17 protein-coding genes are annotated in these 21,968 nt (G+C 43.2%); 9 read left to right on the forward strand and 8 right to left on the reverse strand.

The window, feature by feature from the left end:
* Window positions 1-6: 6 nt before the first annotated feature.
* Window positions 7-468, forward strand: a complete 462-nt coding sequence (locus tag AAFX28_RS17745) for a hypothetical protein (RefSeq protein ID WP_408689623.1) — start codon at window positions 7-9, stop codon at window positions 466-468.
* Between the two features lie 56 nt (window positions 469-524).
* Here the strand turns inward: AAFX28_RS17745 and AAFX28_RS17750 are convergent, their stop codons facing one another.
* Window positions 525-1,805 (reverse strand): sensor histidine kinase, encoded by a 1,281-nt coding sequence (locus AAFX28_RS17750; RefSeq protein ID WP_408689625.1) that lies wholly within the window; start codon window positions 1,803-1,805, stop codon window positions 525-527.
* A 98-nt stretch (window positions 1,806-1,903) separates the two neighbouring features.
* Window positions 1,904-2,608, reverse strand: a complete 705-nt coding sequence (locus tag AAFX28_RS17755; RefSeq protein WP_408689627.1) for a response regulator transcription factor — start codon at window positions 2,606-2,608, stop codon at window positions 1,904-1,906.
* A gap of 632 nt (window positions 2,609-3,240) precedes the next feature.
* Here AAFX28_RS17755 and AAFX28_RS17760 point away from each other — a divergent pair.
* The 6 genes from AAFX28_RS17760 (at window position 3,241) to AAFX28_RS17785 (ending at window position 11,419) form a co-directional block, all read left to right on the forward strand.
* Window positions 3,241-3,786: a hypothetical protein gene (locus AAFX28_RS17760; RefSeq protein ID WP_408689629.1), complete on the forward strand. Its 546-nt coding sequence runs from the start codon at window positions 3,241-3,243 to the stop codon at window positions 3,784-3,786.
* Between the two features lie 179 nt (window positions 3,787-3,965).
* Complete coding sequence (locus AAFX28_RS17765; RefSeq protein WP_408689631.1) at window positions 3,966-4,436, forward strand: hypothetical protein; 471 nt, start codon at window positions 3,966-3,968, stop codon at window positions 4,434-4,436.
* A 91-nt stretch (window positions 4,437-4,527) separates the two neighbouring features.
* A complete protein-coding gene (locus tag AAFX28_RS17770; RefSeq protein ID WP_408689633.1) occupies window positions 4,528-5,922 on the forward strand; it encodes a TolC family protein in 1,395 nt (464 codons plus the stop codon).
* Window positions 5,923-5,931: 9 nt separating this feature from the next.
* Window positions 5,932-7,644 (forward strand): efflux RND transporter periplasmic adaptor subunit, encoded by a 1,713-nt coding sequence (locus AAFX28_RS17775; protein ID WP_408689635.1) that lies wholly within the window; start codon window positions 5,932-5,934, stop codon window positions 7,642-7,644.
* Window positions 7,641-10,784 carry an efflux RND transporter permease subunit gene (locus AAFX28_RS17780; RefSeq protein ID WP_408689637.1) on the forward strand — a complete coding sequence of 1,048 codons (3,144 nt, stop codon included), beginning with the start codon at window positions 7,641-7,643 and terminating at the stop codon, window positions 10,782-10,784. Before AAFX28_RS17775 ends, AAFX28_RS17780 begins: the two co-directional genes overlap by 4 nt.
* Before the next feature lie 65 nt (window positions 10,785-10,849).
* Window positions 10,850-11,419: a copper-binding protein gene (locus AAFX28_RS17785; protein ID WP_408689639.1), complete on the forward strand. Its 570-nt coding sequence runs from the start codon at window positions 10,850-10,852 to the stop codon at window positions 11,417-11,419.
* A gap of 66 nt (window positions 11,420-11,485) precedes the next feature.
* On the opposite strand, the gene AAFX28_RS17790 is transcribed toward AAFX28_RS17785, so the two are convergent.
* Together AAFX28_RS17790 and AAFX28_RS17795 are read right to left on the reverse strand one after the other, a co-directional pair.
* Entirely contained in the window at window positions 11,486-11,914 is a 429-nt protein-coding gene (locus AAFX28_RS17790) for a hypothetical protein (RefSeq protein ID WP_408689641.1), read from the reverse strand.
* Between the two features lie 146 nt (window positions 11,915-12,060).
* Window positions 12,061-12,417: a PilZ domain-containing protein gene (locus tag AAFX28_RS17795; protein ID WP_408689643.1), complete on the reverse strand. Its 357-nt coding sequence runs from the start codon at window positions 12,415-12,417 to the stop codon at window positions 12,061-12,063.
* A gap of 226 nt (window positions 12,418-12,643) precedes the next feature.
* Here AAFX28_RS17795 and AAFX28_RS17800 point away from each other — a divergent pair, with 226 nt between their 5' ends.
* A complete protein-coding gene (locus AAFX28_RS17800; protein WP_408689645.1) occupies window positions 12,644-13,456 on the forward strand; it encodes a fumarylacetoacetate hydrolase family protein in 813 nt (270 codons plus the stop codon).
* 50 nt (window positions 13,457-13,506) lie between these two features.
* Here the strand turns inward: AAFX28_RS17800 and AAFX28_RS17805 are convergent, their stop codons facing one another.
* From AAFX28_RS17805 to AAFX28_RS17820, 4 genes are read right to left on the reverse strand one after another with little or no spacing between them, the layout of a single operon-like run.
* Complete coding sequence (locus AAFX28_RS17805; RefSeq protein WP_408689647.1) at window positions 13,507-14,466, reverse strand: DUF6708 domain-containing protein; 960 nt, start codon at window positions 14,464-14,466, stop codon at window positions 13,507-13,509.
* Window positions 14,466-17,678, reverse strand: coding sequence for a LysM peptidoglycan-binding domain-containing protein (locus AAFX28_RS17810; protein ID WP_408689649.1), 3,213 nt, complete (start codon window positions 17,676-17,678; stop codon window positions 14,466-14,468). Before AAFX28_RS17810 ends, AAFX28_RS17805 begins: the two co-directional genes overlap by 1 nt.
* The gene (locus AAFX28_RS17815; RefSeq protein WP_408689651.1) at window positions 17,675-18,568 is read right to left on the reverse strand and encodes a DUF4123 domain-containing protein; all 894 of its coding nucleotides are present in this window, start codon (window positions 18,566-18,568) and stop codon (window positions 17,675-17,677) included. Before AAFX28_RS17815 ends, AAFX28_RS17810 begins: the two co-directional genes overlap by 4 nt.
* Complete coding sequence (locus AAFX28_RS17820) at window positions 18,565-20,628, reverse strand: type VI secretion system Vgr family protein (protein ID WP_408689653.1); 2,064 nt, start codon at window positions 20,626-20,628, stop codon at window positions 18,565-18,567. The genes AAFX28_RS17815 and AAFX28_RS17820 overlap by 4 nt, the downstream gene beginning before the upstream one ends.
* Before the next feature lie 406 nt (window positions 20,629-21,034).
* Between AAFX28_RS17820 and rarD the strand changes: the two genes are divergently transcribed.
* Window positions 21,035-21,925 (forward strand): EamA family transporter RarD, encoded by an 891-nt coding sequence (gene rarD / locus AAFX28_RS17825; RefSeq protein WP_408689655.1) that lies wholly within the window; start codon window positions 21,035-21,037, stop codon window positions 21,923-21,925.
* Window positions 21,926-21,968: the final 43 nt, after the last annotated feature.

Below are 21,968 nucleotides of genomic sequence, written 5' to 3' on the forward strand. Positions count from 1 at the left end.
TTAAATATGAGCGCATCTGAAAAACAATATGGTTTCAATACTCCACAACGTCTATTTGTAGGCTATACGCTAGCTGTGCTGGTTGACTTAACCGTATTGAATTTTTTCGATGAATACTGGGACTTTGTAAACATTGAGTCATTTACTATCTCATTCGCAGCGGCAATACTACTTCAGCTACTTCTGAAGCTATCAATTAGTGCGGAACATCACATTGCCGATTACTTTAAAACTAAGCCTGGTACCGCGCCGAAAGTTTACCGAGGATTAAGCTCATACGCGATTTTGGTTGGTAGTAAATTCGTAATGCTTGAAGCGATTAATCTTATGTTTGGAGACAAAGTATCATTCACAGGTCCGCTTAACGGCGTCGTTGCCTTCTTCGCTGTAGTATTCACTATCTTAGTCGCTGAAATAGTGGTTTCAAAAATCTACTTTGCTCTCGATGACAGTGATAAAAACAACTAAGTGAAACTTCACAAAACGAAAATAAAAAACCGCCCAATGGCGGTTTTTTATTATCTCTAGCAGCCTTCAACAAGTTGGCTATGCTGTCCGCTTACTTTTATACCTTGAGATTTAGGAATGACTACCGTAAATCTTGCTCCACCTAGATGGCTTTGATCGACAGAAATTGTCCAATTTAGATTTCGAGCAGCATTGTTTGCGATTGCTAAGCCAAGTCCAAAGCCACCGTTATTTGCGTTTCGGCTTTTATCTAACCGAGAAAATGCCATGAATATCTCTTGGCGCTTTTCCTCTGGAATGCCATGACCATCATCTTCAACATCGATAGTCCAACAAGATTGATATTCATGCAGCGTCACCTCAACAAGACCATTTCCGTATCGGTCCGCATTTTTTATTAGATTGTCTAAGACTAACTTTGCGAAAGCAGGAGTGAGCACGGCTTCATCTTCCACAACATCATCAGCAATAATCAACTTGATCGTACTGCTCGCCATCATATCAAGTCGACAGCGACAGAATTTTCTAAGAGGCACGATTTTCTCTGACGATTGCTCCCCCACTCCAATTCTGTTGTTGAGCTTTGATAGCTGAAGAATGTCACTCGTAAGGTCCGAAATATCTTCAATGTAATCATCAATATCATTAAAGAGCTGCTCTCTGTTTTGACAATCCTCTCTTCTTGCTAGATCACATGCCATTTGAATTTTACTCAAAGGAGTTCGGATCTCATGAGGGATAGCATGAGAGAATATTTGGTTTTGCTTTACACGGCGCTCTATATCTTCTGCCATCTCGTTGAAGCTTTGAGCAATCTCTTTGATAGGAGAAATGTGGTACGCCTCAGCTCTTGCGTTCAACTCACCTTGACCAAAACGCTCTTGAACCCTGATCAGTCGATTGACACGTTTATTAACGCGGTGAAGTGGTAAATAAATTAGTAGACCTAGTGCAATACTCATGGTGATAAACAAAGAAATCATAAAGTGAATTTCTTCATCTTCATGCCATGGCGTACTGACGTTATAGGGATCGTCGATTTCTTGGAACACTAGGTGATAATTCGAGTTTGGGATTGGTATCGCCATCATCAACAATTCATCGTCATTGATATAAACTTTCGTACCTTGAGAGCTCATATGCATGGTGCAATGAACACAAAGTGGTTGCGATTCATCCCAGTCGTTTTTTAACGCCAGCTTATAATCGTAAAATGTTAGCTCACCAAAACGATTCAGCTTTTCGTACAAACCATGACGGTCATATCGACTCTCGATATAGCGCTGAGCATGATGAATACCATCATCGACAAAGACATCAAGGTCCGCCTTACGCATGTAGCCTGTCCCGAAATGCATGAAGATGGCAAAAGTAAGTATCATGCCAATCAAACTCTCAATATAAAGGCATGTGAACATTGAACGAGGCCGAGACACTATGCGCATGCGTGACTACTCACAAGTTTGTATCCTTGATTACGAATCGTCTTGATTGTCGCGCTATACACCTCTGCTTGAATAAGCTTCTTTCTTAGCCCCGAGACACGCATGTCAATGGAGCGATTGTTTGCATTGTATTCAATACCTCTGGCTAATCGACAACAATGATCTCTTGAAACCGTTTCCCCTGCGTTTTCAATCAGTAGCTGCAAGATCTCAAACTCGGAATTCGTGAGGTTAATAGGTTTATGGTCGTAGTAAGCGGTTTGGTTTTGAGCATTAATCACAATACCATGAGCGTCAGACACATAATTTACTTGGCTGAGTTTCTGTTGACGTTGATAGCGACGCATCAAAGCCTCAATTCGAGCGACTAATATATGCCCTCTTACTGGCTTTGTTACATAATCATCGGCGCCGAACTTGAATAAGCTCACTTCGCTCATCTCATCTTCGGCAGCAGTTAGAACCATAATCATGCCGGAATAAAATTGTCGTGCTTCACTGCATATTTCAGCCCCTGACTTGCCTGGCAACATTAAATCCAACAACACAAGATCAGGTTGGAATTCATGAATTTTATCTATTGCACTCGAGCCATCGTATATCGCTTCAACCTGATAACCTTCTGCAGTTAAGTACATTTGGGTTAGTTGAGATATATCGCGATCGTCTTCAATTAATAAAATCTTAGAATTCATCTATATGCACGCCATTTATAAATTTGCGCGCAGTATATAGCAAACGTTTCACTCTTCAAGGCGAACCATAAATCTAATAAATAGTTAGAGTAAGAATTACCTTACAACAAACAAGGCAATGAGCCGATAATTGCAATCGATTACAGGATGATTAAGAGGATCTTTCGGTGTTTCTATGAATTAGTGACTGAACAAAGAAAAATAATGACAAAAGGTGAAAGATTAAAACTTAAAAAGCACAATTGTGACAATTATATTTAGACCCTACAGCTAAGTACGCACAGGGAATAGCTTCCGTACATCAAGTTTTACACATGATAGTCTCACAGTTAAGACGCCTCAACGATATAAAGGCAACCAAAGTGCTTACACATGCTTACATTCCTTATTTTTACCAAACAGCAAACCAAATAAGCACAGCTATTTACTTCGCCCTCTTTAAAAAATGACGGGAGTTAGGGTTTTATCCTTCGCTCTTAATGAACTTTAGTTAAATAAATGTGATCAAGACAGAAATCGCACTTACATTTCTTCGTCTTTTAAAGCTATGCACTTAAACACTTAGTTATATTTTGTATTTTTGATCTTACCATTTACCCTTCTTATTTATTAATCACAACTGGTATCTGCGTATGAAACTCCGATCTTCTGTTTTTTTGTTCACTTCTATTTTGTCTACTGGAGCACTCGCCTCAGTTGAAAGTCAGATCACTGACATAGTGACAACCTGGTTTGATGTCGAAGTGAAGAAAGTGAAAAGCTTGGCCGTAAGAGCTTCATTCGATTGTGAGTTCTACTCTGGTACTCCTACCATCAATACGACTGACGGCTCATCGAGCTTCGGCGACCATTATTTTCTACACTCAAATGGCAAAGTTGAAGCCATTGTTACGCCTAGCACTACTCAACCTCTCCCGCAAGTTACTCAGTGCATCAAGAAGGACTTGGTCATTTCAAATACTGAAGAGGCGGAAGTGGTACTCGAAGCACTCGGGGATATTTTCCATGCGATGAACTCATCGTTTCGTGAGGTGGAACCACATGTAATTAGAAAAGAGACACATTGGGAGTTGATCAACGATAAGTTCTTCGATGACTACTCCGGTTACATAGTAAAAACAGCTCCTGATGGCACTGTTAAGTCGATCTCTTACTCACTGGAACTTAAGGGGCAGTAAACGCATCGTAGCGCCCTGCAATTCCAAATTCCCTAATGCAAATAAGGCGTAAGCTCTGCGCCTTATTCTTCAAATAAACACTAAAACAACTTTGAACAAGTCACTCTATTTTTTAAAAAACGGTTGACCTTCCCCCTAGGGTAGCCTTTAACATTCAAATTGATAACGAAAGGTTAGCTATGATTCACTCTCTAAAAAACACTATGATTATGATGCTCAGTATCTTATTGATGCTGGTCTCTAACTATGTGTCGAGCTCGTCAACAATGACGATGAGTAGTGCACCTTATGAAAACGTTATGGTTTTTAATGGGGAAGTTTGTAACCCTCCTCAAGCCGTTGTCACAACCGATGTGCCAGTGACTAAACATCCCCGCTCACCACACGATTGCTGCATGTCAATGAATGGAAACAACGCTTCTCATTCAACGATGAATCACTCCGATACTGATACCGCGGACCCAACCAACTGTTGTGACAGCGACGGTGGCGTCCACACTTGTTGCACTACTGTATCGTCTACTGTTTCCTTACCGTTCGGATCTCAAGTGTTAAGTGCAACAGCCTCCTCATTGGCTTTGCATCAATCAATCAAGATTGGTGACACTGTTGCACGCCTGCAATCTATCTTACGTCCACCAACCGTTTAATTCTCACTCATAAGTATCGCTCCTACATGTGACTTTTATTGAAAAAAGCACCGGGATAAGTCTAAGCGTTTTTTAACGCCCTCAATGGATTATGATTGTGAACAATGAATTATACGGCCTCGGTTTTGCCACACCGATAAGCCTTTGTATCGCTGCAACTGTTGCTGCGATACCCGCTATAACTCATGCCAATGAAGTAAGAACTTCAACGGATATTGCAGCGTCAACTCACCAACTCAATGCGCTAATTGAATCCGCACTGAGCCAAGACGCCAGTCGTGCACAATACACGGCTCAATCACTCGCAATGACCGAGGCTGGTGCAGCAAGCGCGACGTTAATGGATCCCAAACTTAAGGTTGGCTTCGGTGGCTTACCTGTCGACTCATTTAAGTTTGATGAAGATCCAATGACCAACATCTCTGTTGGCTTAATGCAACAGTTTGAACGTGGGTCAACATTAGAATTAAACCAACGAAAAGCGAGCCAGCAAGCCAGCGGATTATCTTTGCAAGTTTCTCTCAGAGAACGAGAAGTTGCTAGCCAAATGACTCAGCTATGGCTAGAGCTTGGTTACCTACAATACGCCGAGTCGATCATCTTAGAAAACCAGCGCCTAATGGCAGAAATGGAGCAATTCGTAACGACCAACTACTCAATTGGTAAAAGCGAAGCCCAAGATCTACTTAATACTCAGCTACAGGTGGACAAGCTAGAAGAAAAGCTCCAACTCAACCATCAAATGCAAAGTCGCATCGTCTCTCAGTTTTCGGAATGGCTTGGTTCCAATTGGTTGACTAGCAATCGCTCCCTTGTTGCAAGCTATGCGCTTAATTGGCCAGCTCTCGACAAGGCTTTATCTTCCCACGCTGATACAGCTCAATACTACGACCAGCTTAACCAACATCCAATGGCACAAATGGCTGACTCGAATATTTCTGTCAACCAAATACAAGTAGAAGTAGCAGAGCAAGCTTATACACCACAATTTGGCGTCGAGGTGATGTATGCCTATCGTCAAGCCAACAACATGATGGGCGAACCTGCTTCTGATCTCGTGAGTGCCTATCTAACGATGGATATTCCTCTCTTCACGGGTAATCGCCAAGACAAAAACCTTGCTGCTGCACAGTATCAGGTTGGCGCAGCTAAATATCAGAAAGATACGTTGCTGGCACAAATGAATGCCCAAGTTAACGCCTTGATGAACGATCGCACCAATCTACTAGAACGCATCACCCGCTATCAAGAACGCCTACTTCCCCAAGCGATAGCAAGAACCCAAGCCGTTGAGCGAGGTTACCAGAATAACACTGCACAGTTTGGTGATGTGATTACCGCATCAAGCGATGAGCTCGCACTTGAGCTAGAAGTCGTTCGTCTAACCACGGACTTAAACATTACCAATAGCAAGTTGGCAGCTCTACTGGGTGGCTTCGAATACAAAAGCCCGAAATCAGATGCACCTCACAGCAAGTCAGAATAAGGAATACACATGAGTACATTTAAAGTTGCCACGCTTGCGCTAATAGTGGGTAGTGCTATTGGTTACGGAGCTAATTTCTTCTTATCAGGCGTGGAACATTCGATGCCAAACACGTCAGATAACACATCCACAAGTTCAGATGAGCCTCTATATTGGGTCGCTCCTATGGATCCGAACTACCAAAAAGACAAGCCCGGGAAATCCCCAATGGGTATGGATCTAATACCTGTTTACGCATCTGATTTAAACGGAGATAACGATAAGCCAGGAACGATTAAAATAGATCCTGCTGTAGAAAACAATTTGGGTGTTAAGACCGAATCTGCAACCGTCGAAGCTCTATCTCCTCGCATTGAAACCGTTGGCTACATTGCATTTGATGAAAGCCAATTGTGGCAAACTAACGTTCGCGTTTCGGGTTGGGTTGAGAAGCTCAATATCAACACAGTCGGTGAGAAAGTATCCCAAGGCGAAGTTCTATTTTCGCTCTACTCTCCTGAGTTAGTCAAAGCCCAAGAAGAGCTTCTAAGCGCCTATAAAACTCAACGTAAAGGGATGATTAAGGGTGCAACAGATCGCCTGCTAACCCTTGGCGTCGATCAAGAACAGATACGCGCGATTGCACTCAAAGGCAAAGCTTCCCAGACAATAGAAATCAAAGCGCCTGCTGATGGCGTTATCGCCAGTTTAAACATTCGTGAAGGTGGTTATCTGTCACCAGCACAAGCCGTAATTAGTGCAGGCCCTCTCGATGAAGTCTGGGTTGATGCAGAAGTGTTCGAGCGTCAGTCTCACTGGATTAGCAAAGGTAGTCAAACCTCCATGACCTTAGACGCTATCCCTGGTGGAAAGTGGACTGGTGAAGTCGATTACGTCTACCCGATTTTAGATCCAAAGACTCGCACCTTAAGAGTCCGTTTAAAGTTCCCGAACCCTAATGGTGAATTGAAACCCAATATGTTTGCTAACGTCACATTGCACCCTGTTAGTAGTGAACAAGTCATCACGATTCCACGCTCTTCTGTAATTCGCTCAGGTGGAATGACTCGCGTTGTCTTGGCCGAAGGCGATGGCAAATATCGCTCAGCACGAATCGAAGTAGGCCGAGAAGCAGGAGAGAGAATTGAAGTGTTAGATGGCCTTCAAGCAGGCGAAAAAGTCGTTACTGCCGCCCATTTCATGCTCGATTCGGAATCAAGTCAATCGGCGGATCTATCCCGCATCAATGGCGTTCAACCCCCAGCACAAACAGCGTGGGCCAAAGGCGAGATTACCGATGTGATGCAAGGGCATCGCATGCTGACCATTAACCATCAACCTGTTCCTGAATGGGACTGGCCGGGTATGGTCATGAATTTCACCGTAGCTGAACAAGTGGACTTTGCGCCTTTCTCTCAGGGGCAAGCCATTGAATTCGAAATGCAAAAAACGCCACAGGGCCAATACGAAATCGTCGATTACAAAATCAGTCAAGACGCAATCGTCGCCGAAGTTTGGGCTAGCGGTGACATCTCTATGTTGATGGCAGATTTTGGCATGACCACATTAAACCATTTACCAATCACCGAGTGGGATTGGGATTCAGGTGAAATCAATTTCTCTGTTGGCGAAGAGATAAACCTATCCGGTTTTGAAGAAGGACAGAAAGTACGCTTTCTAATAGAGAAAAAAGGTTCTGAGTACATCCTAAAACAACTTGAGTTAGATGAGGAGCGAGTATGATAAATGCGATTATTCGCTGGTCCATCAGCAATCGATTCTTAGTCCTTGTTGCGACCGTTGCGCTGATATTTGGTGGCTTATACAGCATTAAAAATACTCCGGTGGATGCGATTCCTGACCTCTCTGATGTACAGGTGATCATCAAGACGAGCTACCCAGGTCAAGCGCCTCAAGTTGTAGAAGACCAAGTCACTTACCCATTAACCACTGCAATGCTCGCAGTACCCGGTGCCGAAACAGTGCGTGGCTATTCGTTCTTCGGCGATTCTTATGTCTATATCATCTTTAATGATGATACCGATATGTATTGGGCACGTTCACGAGTATTGGAGTACTTGAGCCAAGTCGCTCCCAAATTGCCTTCAAGTGCCAAACCAACGCTTGGTCCAGATGCAACTGGTGTTGGCTGGGTGTACAGCTATGTTTTACAAGACAAAACCGGTCAGCATGACCTAGCTGAACTTCGAAGCCTACAAGACTGGTTTTTAAAATATGAGCTTCAAACGGTTGAGGGCGTTTCCGAGGTTGCGACTGTCGGCGGTATGGTTAAGCAATACCAAGTCCAGATTGACCCAGCTAAGCTGCGTGCTTATGACCTAACGCTACAACAGGTCAACATGGCGATTCAAAACGGTAACCAAGAAAGTGGTGCATCGGTTGTTGAGGTGGCTGAAGCGGAGCATATGGTTCGTACTACCGGTTATTTGTCAGGCGTTGAGGGCATTAAAGCCTTACCACTGAAAGTGACCAAACAAGGCACACCGCTTCTACTTGGCGATATTGCTGACATCAACCTTGGTCCGCAAATGCGCCGTGGTATTTCCGAGCTCAATGGTGAAGGTGAAGCCGTTGGTGGCGTTATCGTGATGCGCTTTGGGGAAAACGCCAGCGAGGTTATTTCCAAAGTTAAAAACAAGCTCAACGAACTGCAAAACAGTTTGCCGGAAGGTGTGGAAATTGTCGCAACTTACGACCGTTCAACACTGATCGATTCTGCCGTTGAAAATCTTTGGAAAAAACTAGCAGAAGAGTTCATCGTCGTGGCGATCGTCTGTGCGCTCTTCCTGTTCCATATCCGTTCATCCTTGGTCATCGCATTAAGCCTACCTATTGGTATTCTTTCTGCGTTTATTGTTATGCACTGGCAAGGAATTAACGCCAACATCATGTCTCTTGGTGGCATCGCAATTGCCATCGGCGCTATGGTGGATGGCGCGATCGTAATGATTGAGAACGTGCACAAGCATATTGAACGTACACCTCTCAACGACAAAAACCGTTGGCAAGTGATCGGTAATGCAGCTCAAGAGGTTGGCGCTCCGCTGTTCTTCTCATTGCTGATCATTACATTGAGCTTTGTACCTGTATTCGCCTTAGAAGGCCAAGAAGGCAAAATGTTCTCTCCCCTTGCCTTCACTAAAACGTATGCAATGGCGGCTTCTGCCGGTCTAGCGATCACTTTAGTGCCGGTACTAATGGGCTATTTTATTCGCGGTAAAGTGTTACCTGAGAACAAAAACCCAATCAACAAAACGCTCGTGTCACTGTACAAGCCTTTATTGAACCTAAGCCTGAGATATCCAAAAAGTATTATCTCGCTTGCCCTCGTGCTCATGGCCTCGGCTTACTACCCAATCACTAAAATGGGTAGTGAATTCATTCCGCCGCTTGACGAAGGCGATCTAATGTACATGCCAACCACTTATCCGGGTATCTCGATTGGTAAAGCTCGTGAGCTTCTACAACAAACGAACAAGCTGATCATGACGGTTCCTGAAGTGAAAACGGCTTGGGGTAAGATCGGCCGTGCTGAAACCGCCACCGACCCTGCCCCGCTGACTATGATCGAAACTGTGATTCAATTGAAACCCCGTGACCAATGGCGTGACGGCGTCACTACAGAGTCACTGCGTAAGGAGTTTGATGATCTAGTGCAATTCCCAGGGCTAACCAACGCGTGGGTTATGCCAATCAAAACTCGCATCGACATGCTTGCGACTGGTATCAAAACGCCCATTGGTATCAAAATCGCAGGTCCTGACTTAAAGGTGATTGAGAAGATTGGTTCGGATCTTGAACCTATCCTTAACACGATTAACGGTACCACTTCAGTTTACGCTGAGCGAGTTGCTGGTGGTCGCTATGTCACGATCGATATCAATCGCAGATCTGCCGCCCGCTATGGATTAAGCATCAAAGATGTTCAGCAGGTTGTCTCTACTGCTGTTGGTGGTATTAACGTGGGTGAAACTATCGAAGGTTTGGAACGTTACCCTATCAATGTTCGTTACCCGCAAGATTACCGTGACTCTGTGGTCAAACTGCAAAACTTACCGCTTGTCACACCAAATGGTGCTCGCATCGCACTCGCAGACGTTGCTGACATTCGCTACGAAGATGGCCCACCGATGATCAAGACAGAAAATGCCCGCCCGAATGGTTGGGTATTTGTCGACATTGATGGCCGAGATCTTGGCTCATACGTTGAAGAAGCAAAGCAAACCGTTACTGAGCAGCTGAAGCTTCCTGCGGGTTATTCATTAGCTTGGTCCGGTCAGTATGAATACATGGAGCGCGCCAAAGAACGCTTAGGTGTAGTGGTCCCGATTACTATCGCCATCATCATGCTACTGCTCTACTTCAGCTTCCGTCGCGTGGGGGAAGTAATGATCATCATGCTGACGTTACCACTTGCTATGGTTGGCGGCCTTTGGTTAATGCATTACCTCAATTACAACTTCTCGATCGCGGTTGGAGTTGGATTTATTGCCCTTGCAGGCGTCGCAGTTGAGATTGGCGTGATTATGCTCGTCTATCTCAACCAAGCTTGGCATTACACCAAACTTGGAGCTCAGGAAAGTAGCCGAACACTAGAGCCCAATGATTTGACCGATTCAATTCGAGAAGGTGCAGGGCTACGAGTACGACCAGTGATGATGACAGTTCTAACCGTAATCATTGGCTTAATACCAATTATGTATGGGGAAGGTACAGGCTCAGAAGTTATGCAGCGCATCGCGGCACCAATGATCGGCGGTATGGCTTCAGCACTGATGCTCACCCTACTTGTACTACCTGCAATTTTTAAATTGTGGAAACAGCGTGAACTTAAATCTCACCAGCAAACAACACACAACTAACTCATTACATTGGGGAATCAACTTCCCCAATCATCATTATTTCGCCTATTAGGTAAGGAAGAACAATGAAAAAAACACTACTTGCTATCATGCTTTCTCTGACCACAAGCGCAGTCTACGCAAGTTCTGATCACTCGAACATGGATCACAGCAAAATGAACCATGCCAATATGGACCACGGGACAATGAATCATGGCTCTATGGATCACAGCAACATGTCTAACAATAAGATGGACCATTCGATGATGAATATGGAAGGAATGTCTGACGTTGGTATGCCTGCAAAAGGAGCTAAGCCAGACAAGGTTGTTCATGTGATCCTAGATGACGATATGACCATCAAGTTTAAAAAAGAAGTAAAAATCGAACCCAACGATGTTGTTCAGTTTGTCGTGATGAACAAGGGGAAGATAGACCATGAATTCACCATTGGTTCAGCGAAAGAGCAACTAGAACATCGTGAAATGATGAAGACAATGAGCCACCATGCCCACGACTCAGGTAATGCCGTTACTGTCAAACCGGGTAAAGCGAAACAGCTTATTTGGCACTTCCACGGTGATAACAAAGTCGAGTTCGCATGCAACATTCCCGGCCATGCAGAGGCGGGAATGATAAAGAAAACGACACTTTAATAGTGATGAGGCAGTGAACGCTGCCTCCATTTTCTAGATACAATCACATGGCATATCTGTTTTGAATCACTTAACCTGCGCAAGCTTTAAGTAAGAATGTAGCTCATCATTTTTCAGTTCAATTGCAGAATGAATATTGATTTGCCCGTTGCCAATCACCACCAAATTATAGCGATTGTCCCCTTTGTGAATTTCAACTGACAGCACCCCATCCTTGAGGTCCCACATTCCTGTCGTTTTGAACCGGTCAAAAAGCCTAAACTCTTCAAGCGTACCGCCTGCAAAGAAAGCAACTTCGGTGATATAACCGCCAGTGCACGTTTTTATCCAGTGGGTATTTTCTACATCTTCAATCTCGATATCGCGCTTGGTTTCGAGCCACGCTTGATAATCTAAAGAGTTCACTCTTTCCAACGCAGTTTGGGATATCTCCACCAGCTCATTGTTTTGACACTCTCTCAAATACAACTGCTTTAGTAAGGCACTTTTGTTCATTAGTTACAGTCTACCTCTCTTCATCATGGAGCAATTATCTAACAACCATCAGATTGATTCTTGCAACAAGGTCTTACATCCAGAAAAGAAAAAGACCCAACCGGGCCTTCTTATCAATCAATAATCTGTAGCTTCAAAGATGGGCCTTAAGCCGCTTCTTTTCGAAGCTTTTCAAAAAACACAGGGTACTTAGTGCGAATATAGCGCTGCTCATCCACCATGATTTTAAACGTAGGACCTTTTACAAGTTGGATGATCACTTCATCGTTATCAAAACGTAGCACTGCGCCTTCTATCTCTACCGTGTTCTCTTCATTAAGGTTCAATAGCCCTTTGACTGTCAGCCCTTTATACATTGAAGTAAAGTGATTGGTGACCATGCGAATACCACCTTCAGATACCTCTGTTACCTGAAACATCTCATCACCAAACCTAACGAAAGGCCTAGCTCGTTTAGGATATTTTAATCGGTAGTATCTACGTTTTTGTACAACATCACTCATAAACTTGGTTCCATTTCAGACTGCGCACTGAAGCAGGCATCCCTTTATTATAGCTCTATCATCCATAATATGGTTGATGAGCAATCATTGAACTGAATATATTAACTAAGTTATCGGCAAATTGTCGAAGTTCTTCACGATTATGTTAGGTCGGAGATCACGTATTACACTCGCTAGCTTACAGAGAGTTACGATATACTTGCCAGTTCAACAAAGGAGCCAATTCATGACTTTATGGCGTTATCTAATCTTTTCTATCTGCTTGCTTCCCTCATTCGCGTTCGCTGAGATTACTCATTATGTTCGCTATCAACATTTGGGAAAGATCAGCTATGGTAAGCTGGTTCAAGACAAAATCTATCCTTTGTCAGGAGACTTGTTTTCTTCACCAGCCCTTTCAACACAAACGATTGACCTTGACGCTGTCACTTTGCTTGTGCCAACAAAACCTGAAAAAGTCTTCGCTGTTGGGATGAACTTTGCCAGCCACCTCGCGTCTCCTTCAGACCAAGATCCACCAATATTTTTAAAGCTACCTTCTTCTTTGGCATTATCTGGCGTACCAATCAATGTCCCTCAAGGTGCAACCAATGTTCATTACGAAGGAGAGCTTGTCCTTGTTATTGGCAAGACACTAAAAAATGCATCTGAGAAAGAGGCTAAAGAAGGGATATTTGGTGTAACCGTTGGAAACGACATAACTGAGCAAAACTGGCAAGGTAGTGACTTACAATGGGTTCGCGCTAAAGGTTCAGATCGATTTGGCCCTATCGGCAGCAGTATTGCCGTCGGTGTGGATTACAACAATGTAGAACTTACCACTCGCCTTAACGATCAGGTTGTACAACAAGAAAACACTCGTAACATGATTCATAGCCCAGCTAAAGTCGTGAGCTACCTAAGCAAGCACTTCACCTTAAAACCCGGCGATTTGATTTATATGGGTACGCCGGGACGAACCAAAGCAATGAAAGATGGTGATGTGGTATCTGTGTCGGTTGAGGGCGTGGGTACTGTGAAGAATGTGGTTAGGTTTTGATAGATAGTTCAATGCCGCTCGGGTGAGCGGCTTTAAACTAACCAGTATTTTCAATGCCAATTACATCGCTTACCAGTCCATTCATGAACTTGCTCAGGCCATTTATGTTTGAGGGGGTTACACCAGAGAGAGAAAAGAGCTGGTCGAAGAAGAAACAAGATAGGAAGAACTAAGATAAAGCGAATTAATGCAACAAAATTGCTGTAGCCTTGTTCTCTTGCTTTGTCAGTGTTAACGCCTGGCACACGTGGTTCTTTGCTGACTTCGTACCATAGCGGCTGTTCATCTGCCATATAACGGCGAACGTATTCCCAATACCCATACACAGGGACATGGCTGCCCATATTATGGAGTAGACTGATATATTGATGGCAATTGCCTGTTAAATCAGCGTTAACTGCATGCTTGGGGTTTAGCCATAGCATTAACTCATAACCATCTTTTAACCGACCATAGCCCATATGCGTTTTAGCAACAATGGCTGATATTTCACACTCTAGCCACGGAATTCGATACAGAATTTTATTATGCCATACGTAGACTTCTTGATTTTTTTTATGGAAGCGCACTGGCATGGCAATAGGCTTAAAAAGTCCTATTATTACGGTTATACTTATCAATGCTAATGCTAGTAAGTCGATCACATAAGTGTCTGACCATTCCAATCCATCAATATACCCCCAACCTTTTAACCCAAGCCAAATAATAGTGAAAAGAAAGACGAGTCCCATAAACTCCCCTCGCCCGTGGACAGACTGAACTCGCATATCAAGAAACCCTTCGTGCCCTCCTGCCGAAAAACCTTCAAAAAACTCCCCCATATCTTCAGCTTCTTTAACGCGGTTGATTAGTGGTATTTTTTTGTTACCTGGATTGAGTGGCTCTTGCTGGATTAAATGGCCATTCGGGTAATGGTCCACCCCATGTTGGGTTATGTGGAAACTAGGTTTAAAACCAAAGTCCTCTGGGCCTACCCAATGGTTCGGACCAATCTGTTTTAATTCACTCATTATTTGCTTTTCTCTACTTCAAAAGACTCCAACTCAGACGTGCTGCGCCAAAACTCAAACCATTGTTTCTCATCACTTATGGTTATTTTGGGATATTTTAGAGAAACAGGATAACCAGCAGGGTTGTGATAAGCGAGCGCCAGTTCATAAAAACGATAGTTTGTTGCCAATGTCGCTTCGTCAACCTCAAAACTCAATGCTGCTGTATTTTCATTCAGCATATTCATATTGCCGTTGAGGCGATTAGTTTGCCATCTCTTTTCTCGGCTATGACTTACCAATAAGTCCTTAGAATCACTCTCCATATAGCCTTGGAGATAAACACTCACATCGCTTTGCAAAGGAATAAAGCCAGGTAACAATATATGGAGCTCAAAACGGCTGTACTCGCCGTTTTTGCTGACATTTATTAATTGTGGGATTGGTTTAAATATAAAATCTCCAAATGCGGTCAACTCTTTTTGCATCACTTTGAGAGCATCACTTTGTTGAGCATTATGGCCAAATAACATTAGCCGTTGATCTAACGTATTTGCATTAGACTCCCCATAATCATAATTACCCCGTCCCCAGAAAGATCCTTTTAAAAACAACTGAGTTTTGTCATCCACCAAAGAGGTTCTAACTATTTCTAATGCCAACGCTGTAACACCAAGAACAACCGCTGCTACCGCCATTACTGGTGCCGCCCCGGGTACTAGTGCAACCCAAGCACAATAGGCAGCCATACCATTTACCAACAATGTTACCCCTGATACTGCAGTGGATAATGCATTTTGGTTGCCAAATAGATCGCTCCCAAATTGATGCCCGCTAGCAAGCACTGCCACAGCACCACCAATTACCGGTAACCAACGAAAAGTGCCCCTCACGCTCTTTGTTGCCCAATGTCCAATACGTTCAAACATATCTATTGCTTTTTGAGAGGTAACTTTGGTATCACTTAATAATGAAGTTAATGATTTAGATGTCGACGTCCCAAGCAAATTTGCCCCGTCTGTTTTCATAAACTCAGTAAATACTTTTTTACCACCCGCTTCACCAAATCGTGCACCAGCAAAGTGATCCAGAGCGGCAAAAGAACTAGTGATTAAGCCGATCCACGCATTCGCACGATCAATTCCCCATTTTAAAGGGTCATCGGAAAACCTACTGTTAACTTGCGACGTATTGTAAACCTGCACCAGAAAGAACAAACCTATGACACTACTTTGTACATTGGGAGTAAATGTTTGCTCTGTTTTTCGATACAACTTCATCAACGCAGTTTTTTCACTCAGGAAATCTTTGCCATTTACTTGCTTAACCCAGAATTGCGCATGTTTTTCAACTGTACTAGTTTTGTTTCCAGGAGCTGAAGTTTGGTTGACAGCATACATGTTCACGGTTTGAGCACTAGGCTTATGCTCCGGAACATTAGTTATATGTCCTGTTGCCCCATAAACCATCACGGCATAAGAAGCCTCTATGTCAAATAACACATCCCCTAGACTGCTAGTTACTTGCGAAAACTGATAGTTGTAACGATAAGTAAACAGTGAATAAGTATCTTCCCAAAGTAAAGGTGTATTGCTTTCAATACTAAGCTGAATCAAAGGTGAGGCAATAGACTGAACAAGTCCATCGGTGGCGATCGTCGCGGGCATCTCACCTGATTTAATGAGTTCATTTCTTATACTTGCAATCGCTTCAATACTGGAACTACTGTTTGTTGTCCCATTGAGTTCTTTCAACCACTTTGAGCCATTTAAGATCAAGGGTTTGGCAAAACCGAGTGCCGCTAAAAAATGTGCCCCGGCTCCTTTTTCCTCTTTTGGTTGCTCAGAGACCACTGCTAGTAGGGTTTTACTCCAGCGTTGAGCAAGTGCGACGCCTTGATCTGTTGCCTCTAGGTTATTAGTCATTGCGAACAACAAACTTTCTTTCAAGGCGATTTGTTCTTTGTTCCCATCGTCTAACCACGCAAGTGCTAAATCAAGCTGCTCATGATCTAACCAAGTCAACCAGTCTTCGGATAGCGTTTCAAGCTGCTGTTTGAGTTTAGGCATCGCATCTTGGTAGTCTTGTAAATACCTTTCCATCTCACCAACGTGAAGGCACTGTTCCAGTTCTTGCTTTCTCGAAATACTTGCTGCCGTTTGGAGTCGGTCCATTTGTTCATCACTACGCTTTCGGACAGATAGGGCTGCGGCATAATGGCCTGTAAGTTCGTATTCCGGGACTTTAGACCCTGCTTGTGTCATCTCGTTGTCGATAATGTGTCTTGTTAACTTTGCCATTTGGAGAGGGTGTTGAGAAGTACTCAGGCTAGACATTGTTAATTCATAGGCAATAGAGAACTCTCTACATAAATCGGTTGTAATACCAATCGCGTCTACAAGACAAACCGCGTAGGTATTTTTGGGGGTTTGAGCTTCGTATGGAACTCTTACCCCATTGATGTCTGAGATCGGCTCTAATGCCGGGTAGGCCCACTTTAAGAAGCTCTCATTAATTTGAGCATTTGCTAATAGACTTTCAATATCGTAAAGAGATCTCGTATCCGGTGCATTACCTGAAGCCGCTTGAGCAAAGTCGATACGCTGACCGAGCTTGAGTATGCTATCAGGATTAGTTTGTAAGTTTGATAGCCTTAACTCTGATAGTGGCGTTACGCTCAGCCACATGGTGGCTTTTGCTTTTTGTTTTTGCTTGAGAATCGGTAAAGCTGATTCTACTTCTGGAGGCATTACTCCAAAGACACTGCGGGCATCTTGCGCTATACCATCTTGATAAAGTACTTCGATAAGGTATTGTTCGTCTTCATTATAAAAGTAGACAGTATGATTATTCAGCTCTCGAGCGATATAATGATGATCTTCCATATTAGGCAAGTCGACGCCAATTGACAAAGCTTCAGGAAGGCTTGCATCACTGTCCTTATCCGCCACAGCATAGCGCATAGGCTTCACTGTAAACCACTCATCTCGTAGCGGGCATTCCTCTACTACACTATCCACAGGTTTAGAGCTCGCGACGATTGCGGCATTAGTTGCAGGATCTGAAGTGCCGGAAACAAGCACCGCATCCTCTGGTATGTTAATAACATCACCAGCGCGAATCTTGTTTGGGTCAGTAATTTTAGGATTTTCGCTCAGTATAGATTTTAATGTAATTCCGTTTGCACGAGCGACACCGGATAAGGTATCTCCTGATTGAATTGTATAGTTCATGGATAATTCCCAACTGAGTCGCGTGGATCTCGGGCTAGTGAGATAGATAATTGATTTGCTTGTTTTAAACGATGCTCTAAGGGAGCTTTAAAATTGTGCAAACAAGCTGTTATTTCAGGATAGTGTGAATTTTGACCTAGGACATTTCCAAGTCTGCATACTATATTGAGGTAATATGTCGCCAATTGCTCATTGATTTGACCAAGTTGTTTTAAGTCAATTAGTTGCTGCAAAACAAACTTGTGTGTTTCTTGTTTGCTTCCTTGAAGCTTGTGAGGAAAATACAACTCTATATGTTGGATAAGTCGCCACGCTGTATATTCATTACTCGCATCACTCAGGCTTTGCCACTCTTTATCATTAAAGGTGACCTCCTTTAAGTCGACGGTTGTTCCCGCAAGCGACTTCGCTTCCCAGTATTGTTGGTTGAAAAGGTTTGGTAACCACAAGGTGGTCATTGGTCCCATCCAAGATTCAAAACGTGCTTCTTCTGTTTCTTTGAGTAAACGAAGAAAAATATTGGGGTCGTATAAACGCGCTAGATTGTTTTCTAAACCAAGATGCTTACATAGAATTAGTTTTTCCCAGTGCCTTCTAAGCTCATCAATAGAAGAGTCAGCATCGAAAATGATTCCATAGCGGTAAGGTGCAACCTCTTGAGCCCAACTATTTATGTTTTCTAACCATTGGACTAGGTATGGACCAAGCTCAGAGACTTTGTCCCAACGTGTTCCTCGCAATAAAGGGCGATACTCGATATTGGTGCTTAGCTCCACTCCTAATGTTGCGATTTTAAGTTCGAGATTGGGCAGTAGCGCTCCATCAAGAATCAACCAACGAGGTGAATTCGTTTGGGGAGGTATCTCAGAGTGGATAGGGAAAGTTCTCATGAGTCAGCAACTTCACATACTTGACAGATTGAGCGACCTTTCATGGCAGCCTCGATGAGAGTATTTCGCTGTTGTTCTATATTCAAAGGTAAAACCTCCACTGGCGCAGCCAACGCCTCTAACCCCATAGGCAGCGCGGGAACTAAGCCACCAAAACCACTGCCGTTGCTAGCACTTCCACCTGAGTTCAAGTTAATAGCAGAGCCAACAACGTGGACACCACCTGCATCGACGGTAACAAAACTACCACCAGCTTTAATCGTAATTGCACTACCCGCATCTAAAACGATTTTATTACCTCCTTTAAAGTGGACTTCATCGCTTACATCAAACACCGTTTTGCTTTTCACTTTCTGCTGTAGCGAGCCGCTAATGTTAATAGACTTGTCAGATGAAACTTTTTCACGATATTCGCCTAGAACAGTTAAATGCCGATTGTTTTTAGTCAAATCAAATTCATCGTTTTCAACAGCCAAATGTATATCGCGATCTACCTTGGTTACGTGATCGTTTTTGACTTCAACATCCATATCTTTCTGTGCATGAATATAAATGCGTTCTTGATCTACCTGATCTTCAAAACTTAGCTCGTTGAAACCTTGCCCTTTATACGATTCCGTTCGAATCACCGTTTTAGTTTTATGTTTCGGCAGCGAGTATGGAGGAGTATTGATGGCATGATATGTTCTACCAGTGACAATAGGTTGGTCAGGGTCACCATTAAGAAACGAAACAATCACTTCATGACCTACTCTTGGTATTGCCGCGATACCAAACCGAGAACCAGCCCATGCTTGTGAAACCCTCACCCAACAGGAACTAAACTCATCGGTATTCGAATAGCGATCCCAATCGAAATGAATTTTTACTCGACCGTTATCGTCACAATAAATATCCTCTCCTTGTGGGCCTACCACAGTCGCTATCATAGGTCCGTCAATGCGTGGCTTTGGCATAGGCTTAGCTTGCCAAACCATATCTGAAGGAATGGCTTTCAGTTCATTGCGATAAGTCGTTTCCCCTGTATTGCCCTCTTCTTCCAAGGCTTGAGGCTGAGTGCCAAAATGCTCGCTAGAAACAACCACCCACTCTCTATTCAAGTTTGAATCAGGATGCTCTTGCAGTCTAAACTTCTTACCTGACGAAATCGCACCGTGATTACTTTTACCTATTGCGACACGTGCATCTCGACGAAGAAAACCTAGCCGAGCTTCAGTTACTCGGCTTCCTAACCCATCGCTTTTGAATCTACCCGGAAAGTCAAAATGTTCGTAGTCTTCACTTCGTTGATAGTCAGTCTGCGTACCCAACACTTTTTGCGCAAAACTATAAGTTGGTTTTTTAAAACTGTAGTCCTGCAACTCTGTATGACTTACTTCCGACCTGAATTGAGTCGAAAAAGTATTGATAAATGGTTCTTCAACCACTCCACCACTTAGATTAACGTAGGGAATCGAACTATCTAATCCGCCGAGCCCATCATTAGAGTCAGTAAAGAGTAGCGTATGTTTTCCTAGCTCATGGAGAAAGCTATAAACCATCCCTTCTTCTGCAGAAAGCCGATGTAAAAAATCCAAGTCAGACTCTCGGTATTGGACGACGAACTCACGTTGGGTGTAGTTGTGTTTGAGATTAAACGCGTAATCACTAATACCCATTTCTTGAAGTAAAACTGAGAGTATTTCAGGTGTTGTTTTTTTCTGGAATATTCGAGAGTTACGGCGTAAAGATAACCGCTCTAATGCTGGAACAACGATCATTTTATAGAAGGTATGGTGATGACCAGTATCGCCTTTACTAAATTGGCGAACAATCCCATTCAGTTGCTGCACGACCTTACCATTTTGCACTATCTCAAAGTCGACAGAGCGATCAATGATGTCTATAGGTTGTAGGCTCGGCTTCCGACTAGCGAGCTGAAAGTCAAAGCGGAACCCATTAACCGCATGCCCACTACTATTGATGGATTGAGAAAAGCTATCGCAACCTGAGTACTCTACGACACGTAGAGTGTCGTATTCCAATCCATCGACATGGATATTCAAGTTAAGCGTCGGCATTTATGCATCCTTGTATTTGCTATTTACGTAGACCACTATCTAGCAAACATAGCAAGCTTAATACCAAACACTATTTTCTTAATATACAAACACTTACAATGCGTGTAATTTCTCCCAAGCGAAAACTGACCTTTAGTGAGCAATTTTCTACTTAGTCTGAGCGTCTACGTAACGTGTACCTGATCACTCATAAGTTATGATGACGAGCCTTACGTCACAGTTCGGGAAATCTCCGGATATTCGAAGTCCTAACAAGCTCTATTCTTAAAACAGATTACTCTCAATAACGATATAAACCATTGTTATATAAGCTTTAATCCATTCAATTCATGACTTGAACTTATCCCTTTACTTTTTATCAGAATAAGCATAAATTCCGCTCAAATACTTCTAATCTGAGGTCCTTATGTCTGAGCAACGTTTAGGCAATGGGATGGCTGCCTTTTCCTTTTTTTTATGGGGGCTACTCCCTCTTTATTATCAGTTTCTCCCAAATGCGGCGACCGATGAGCTGTTAGCACTTAGACTTATTGCATCTGTACCATTTGGTGCTGCTATCGTGTTATTCATCACTAAGCGTTTGCCGGATTTCAACGCGATTTGGGCAGACAAGCGTTCGCTTATTTATTCAACGGCGGCAACGGTAATGATGTCGATTTCATGGTGTGCTTTTACATGGGCACTCACGAATGACCGCGTAATGGATGCAAGCCTAGGCTTTTTTATCAGCCCAATAACTATGATGGCGCTCGGTGTATTCTTCTTAAAAGAGTCACTTTCCGTCGGTAAGAAAGTTGCTCTTATACTGGCGTGTATTGGTTTAGCCTACCAAATCATTCACTATGGTGAAGTACCCTATATTGCCCTCACTATGGCGATATTTTTCACCTTCTATGGTTGGTGTAAAAAGAAAGTCAACTATAACTGGAGTACGGGACTTTTCGTTGAAGCCTTAGTTTTACTCCCAATCGCATTTGTATATATGGTGTTTAAGGAAAGCACTATTGGGACAGAGTCGCTCCATTCTGATGCTATCACTTTCGCTTTGTACATCGGTGCAGCACCAGCAACCTTACTTCCTTTAGTTTTCTATTCGATTGCGATTCGACTAACGACTATGTCTACCATTGGCCTAATGCAATATATTGAGCCGACAATTCAGTTTTTCTTAGCAATATATTTATTTGGAGAAGCATTTGATGAAGTTAAGCTAGTCAGTTTCAGCTTTATCTGGGCGGGTTTAATTTTTACAATATTTGACAGCTTACGTTATCGCTATACGGCAAAATATCGATAGTTTTCTGTGACCTATAAACAAAATCCCCTACCGCGTAGGTAGG

The organism is Vibrio sp. TBV020, assembly GCF_046056895.1.
In the GTDB taxonomy this organism is placed as follows: Bacteria; Pseudomonadota; Gammaproteobacteria; order Enterobacterales; family Vibrionaceae; genus Vibrio.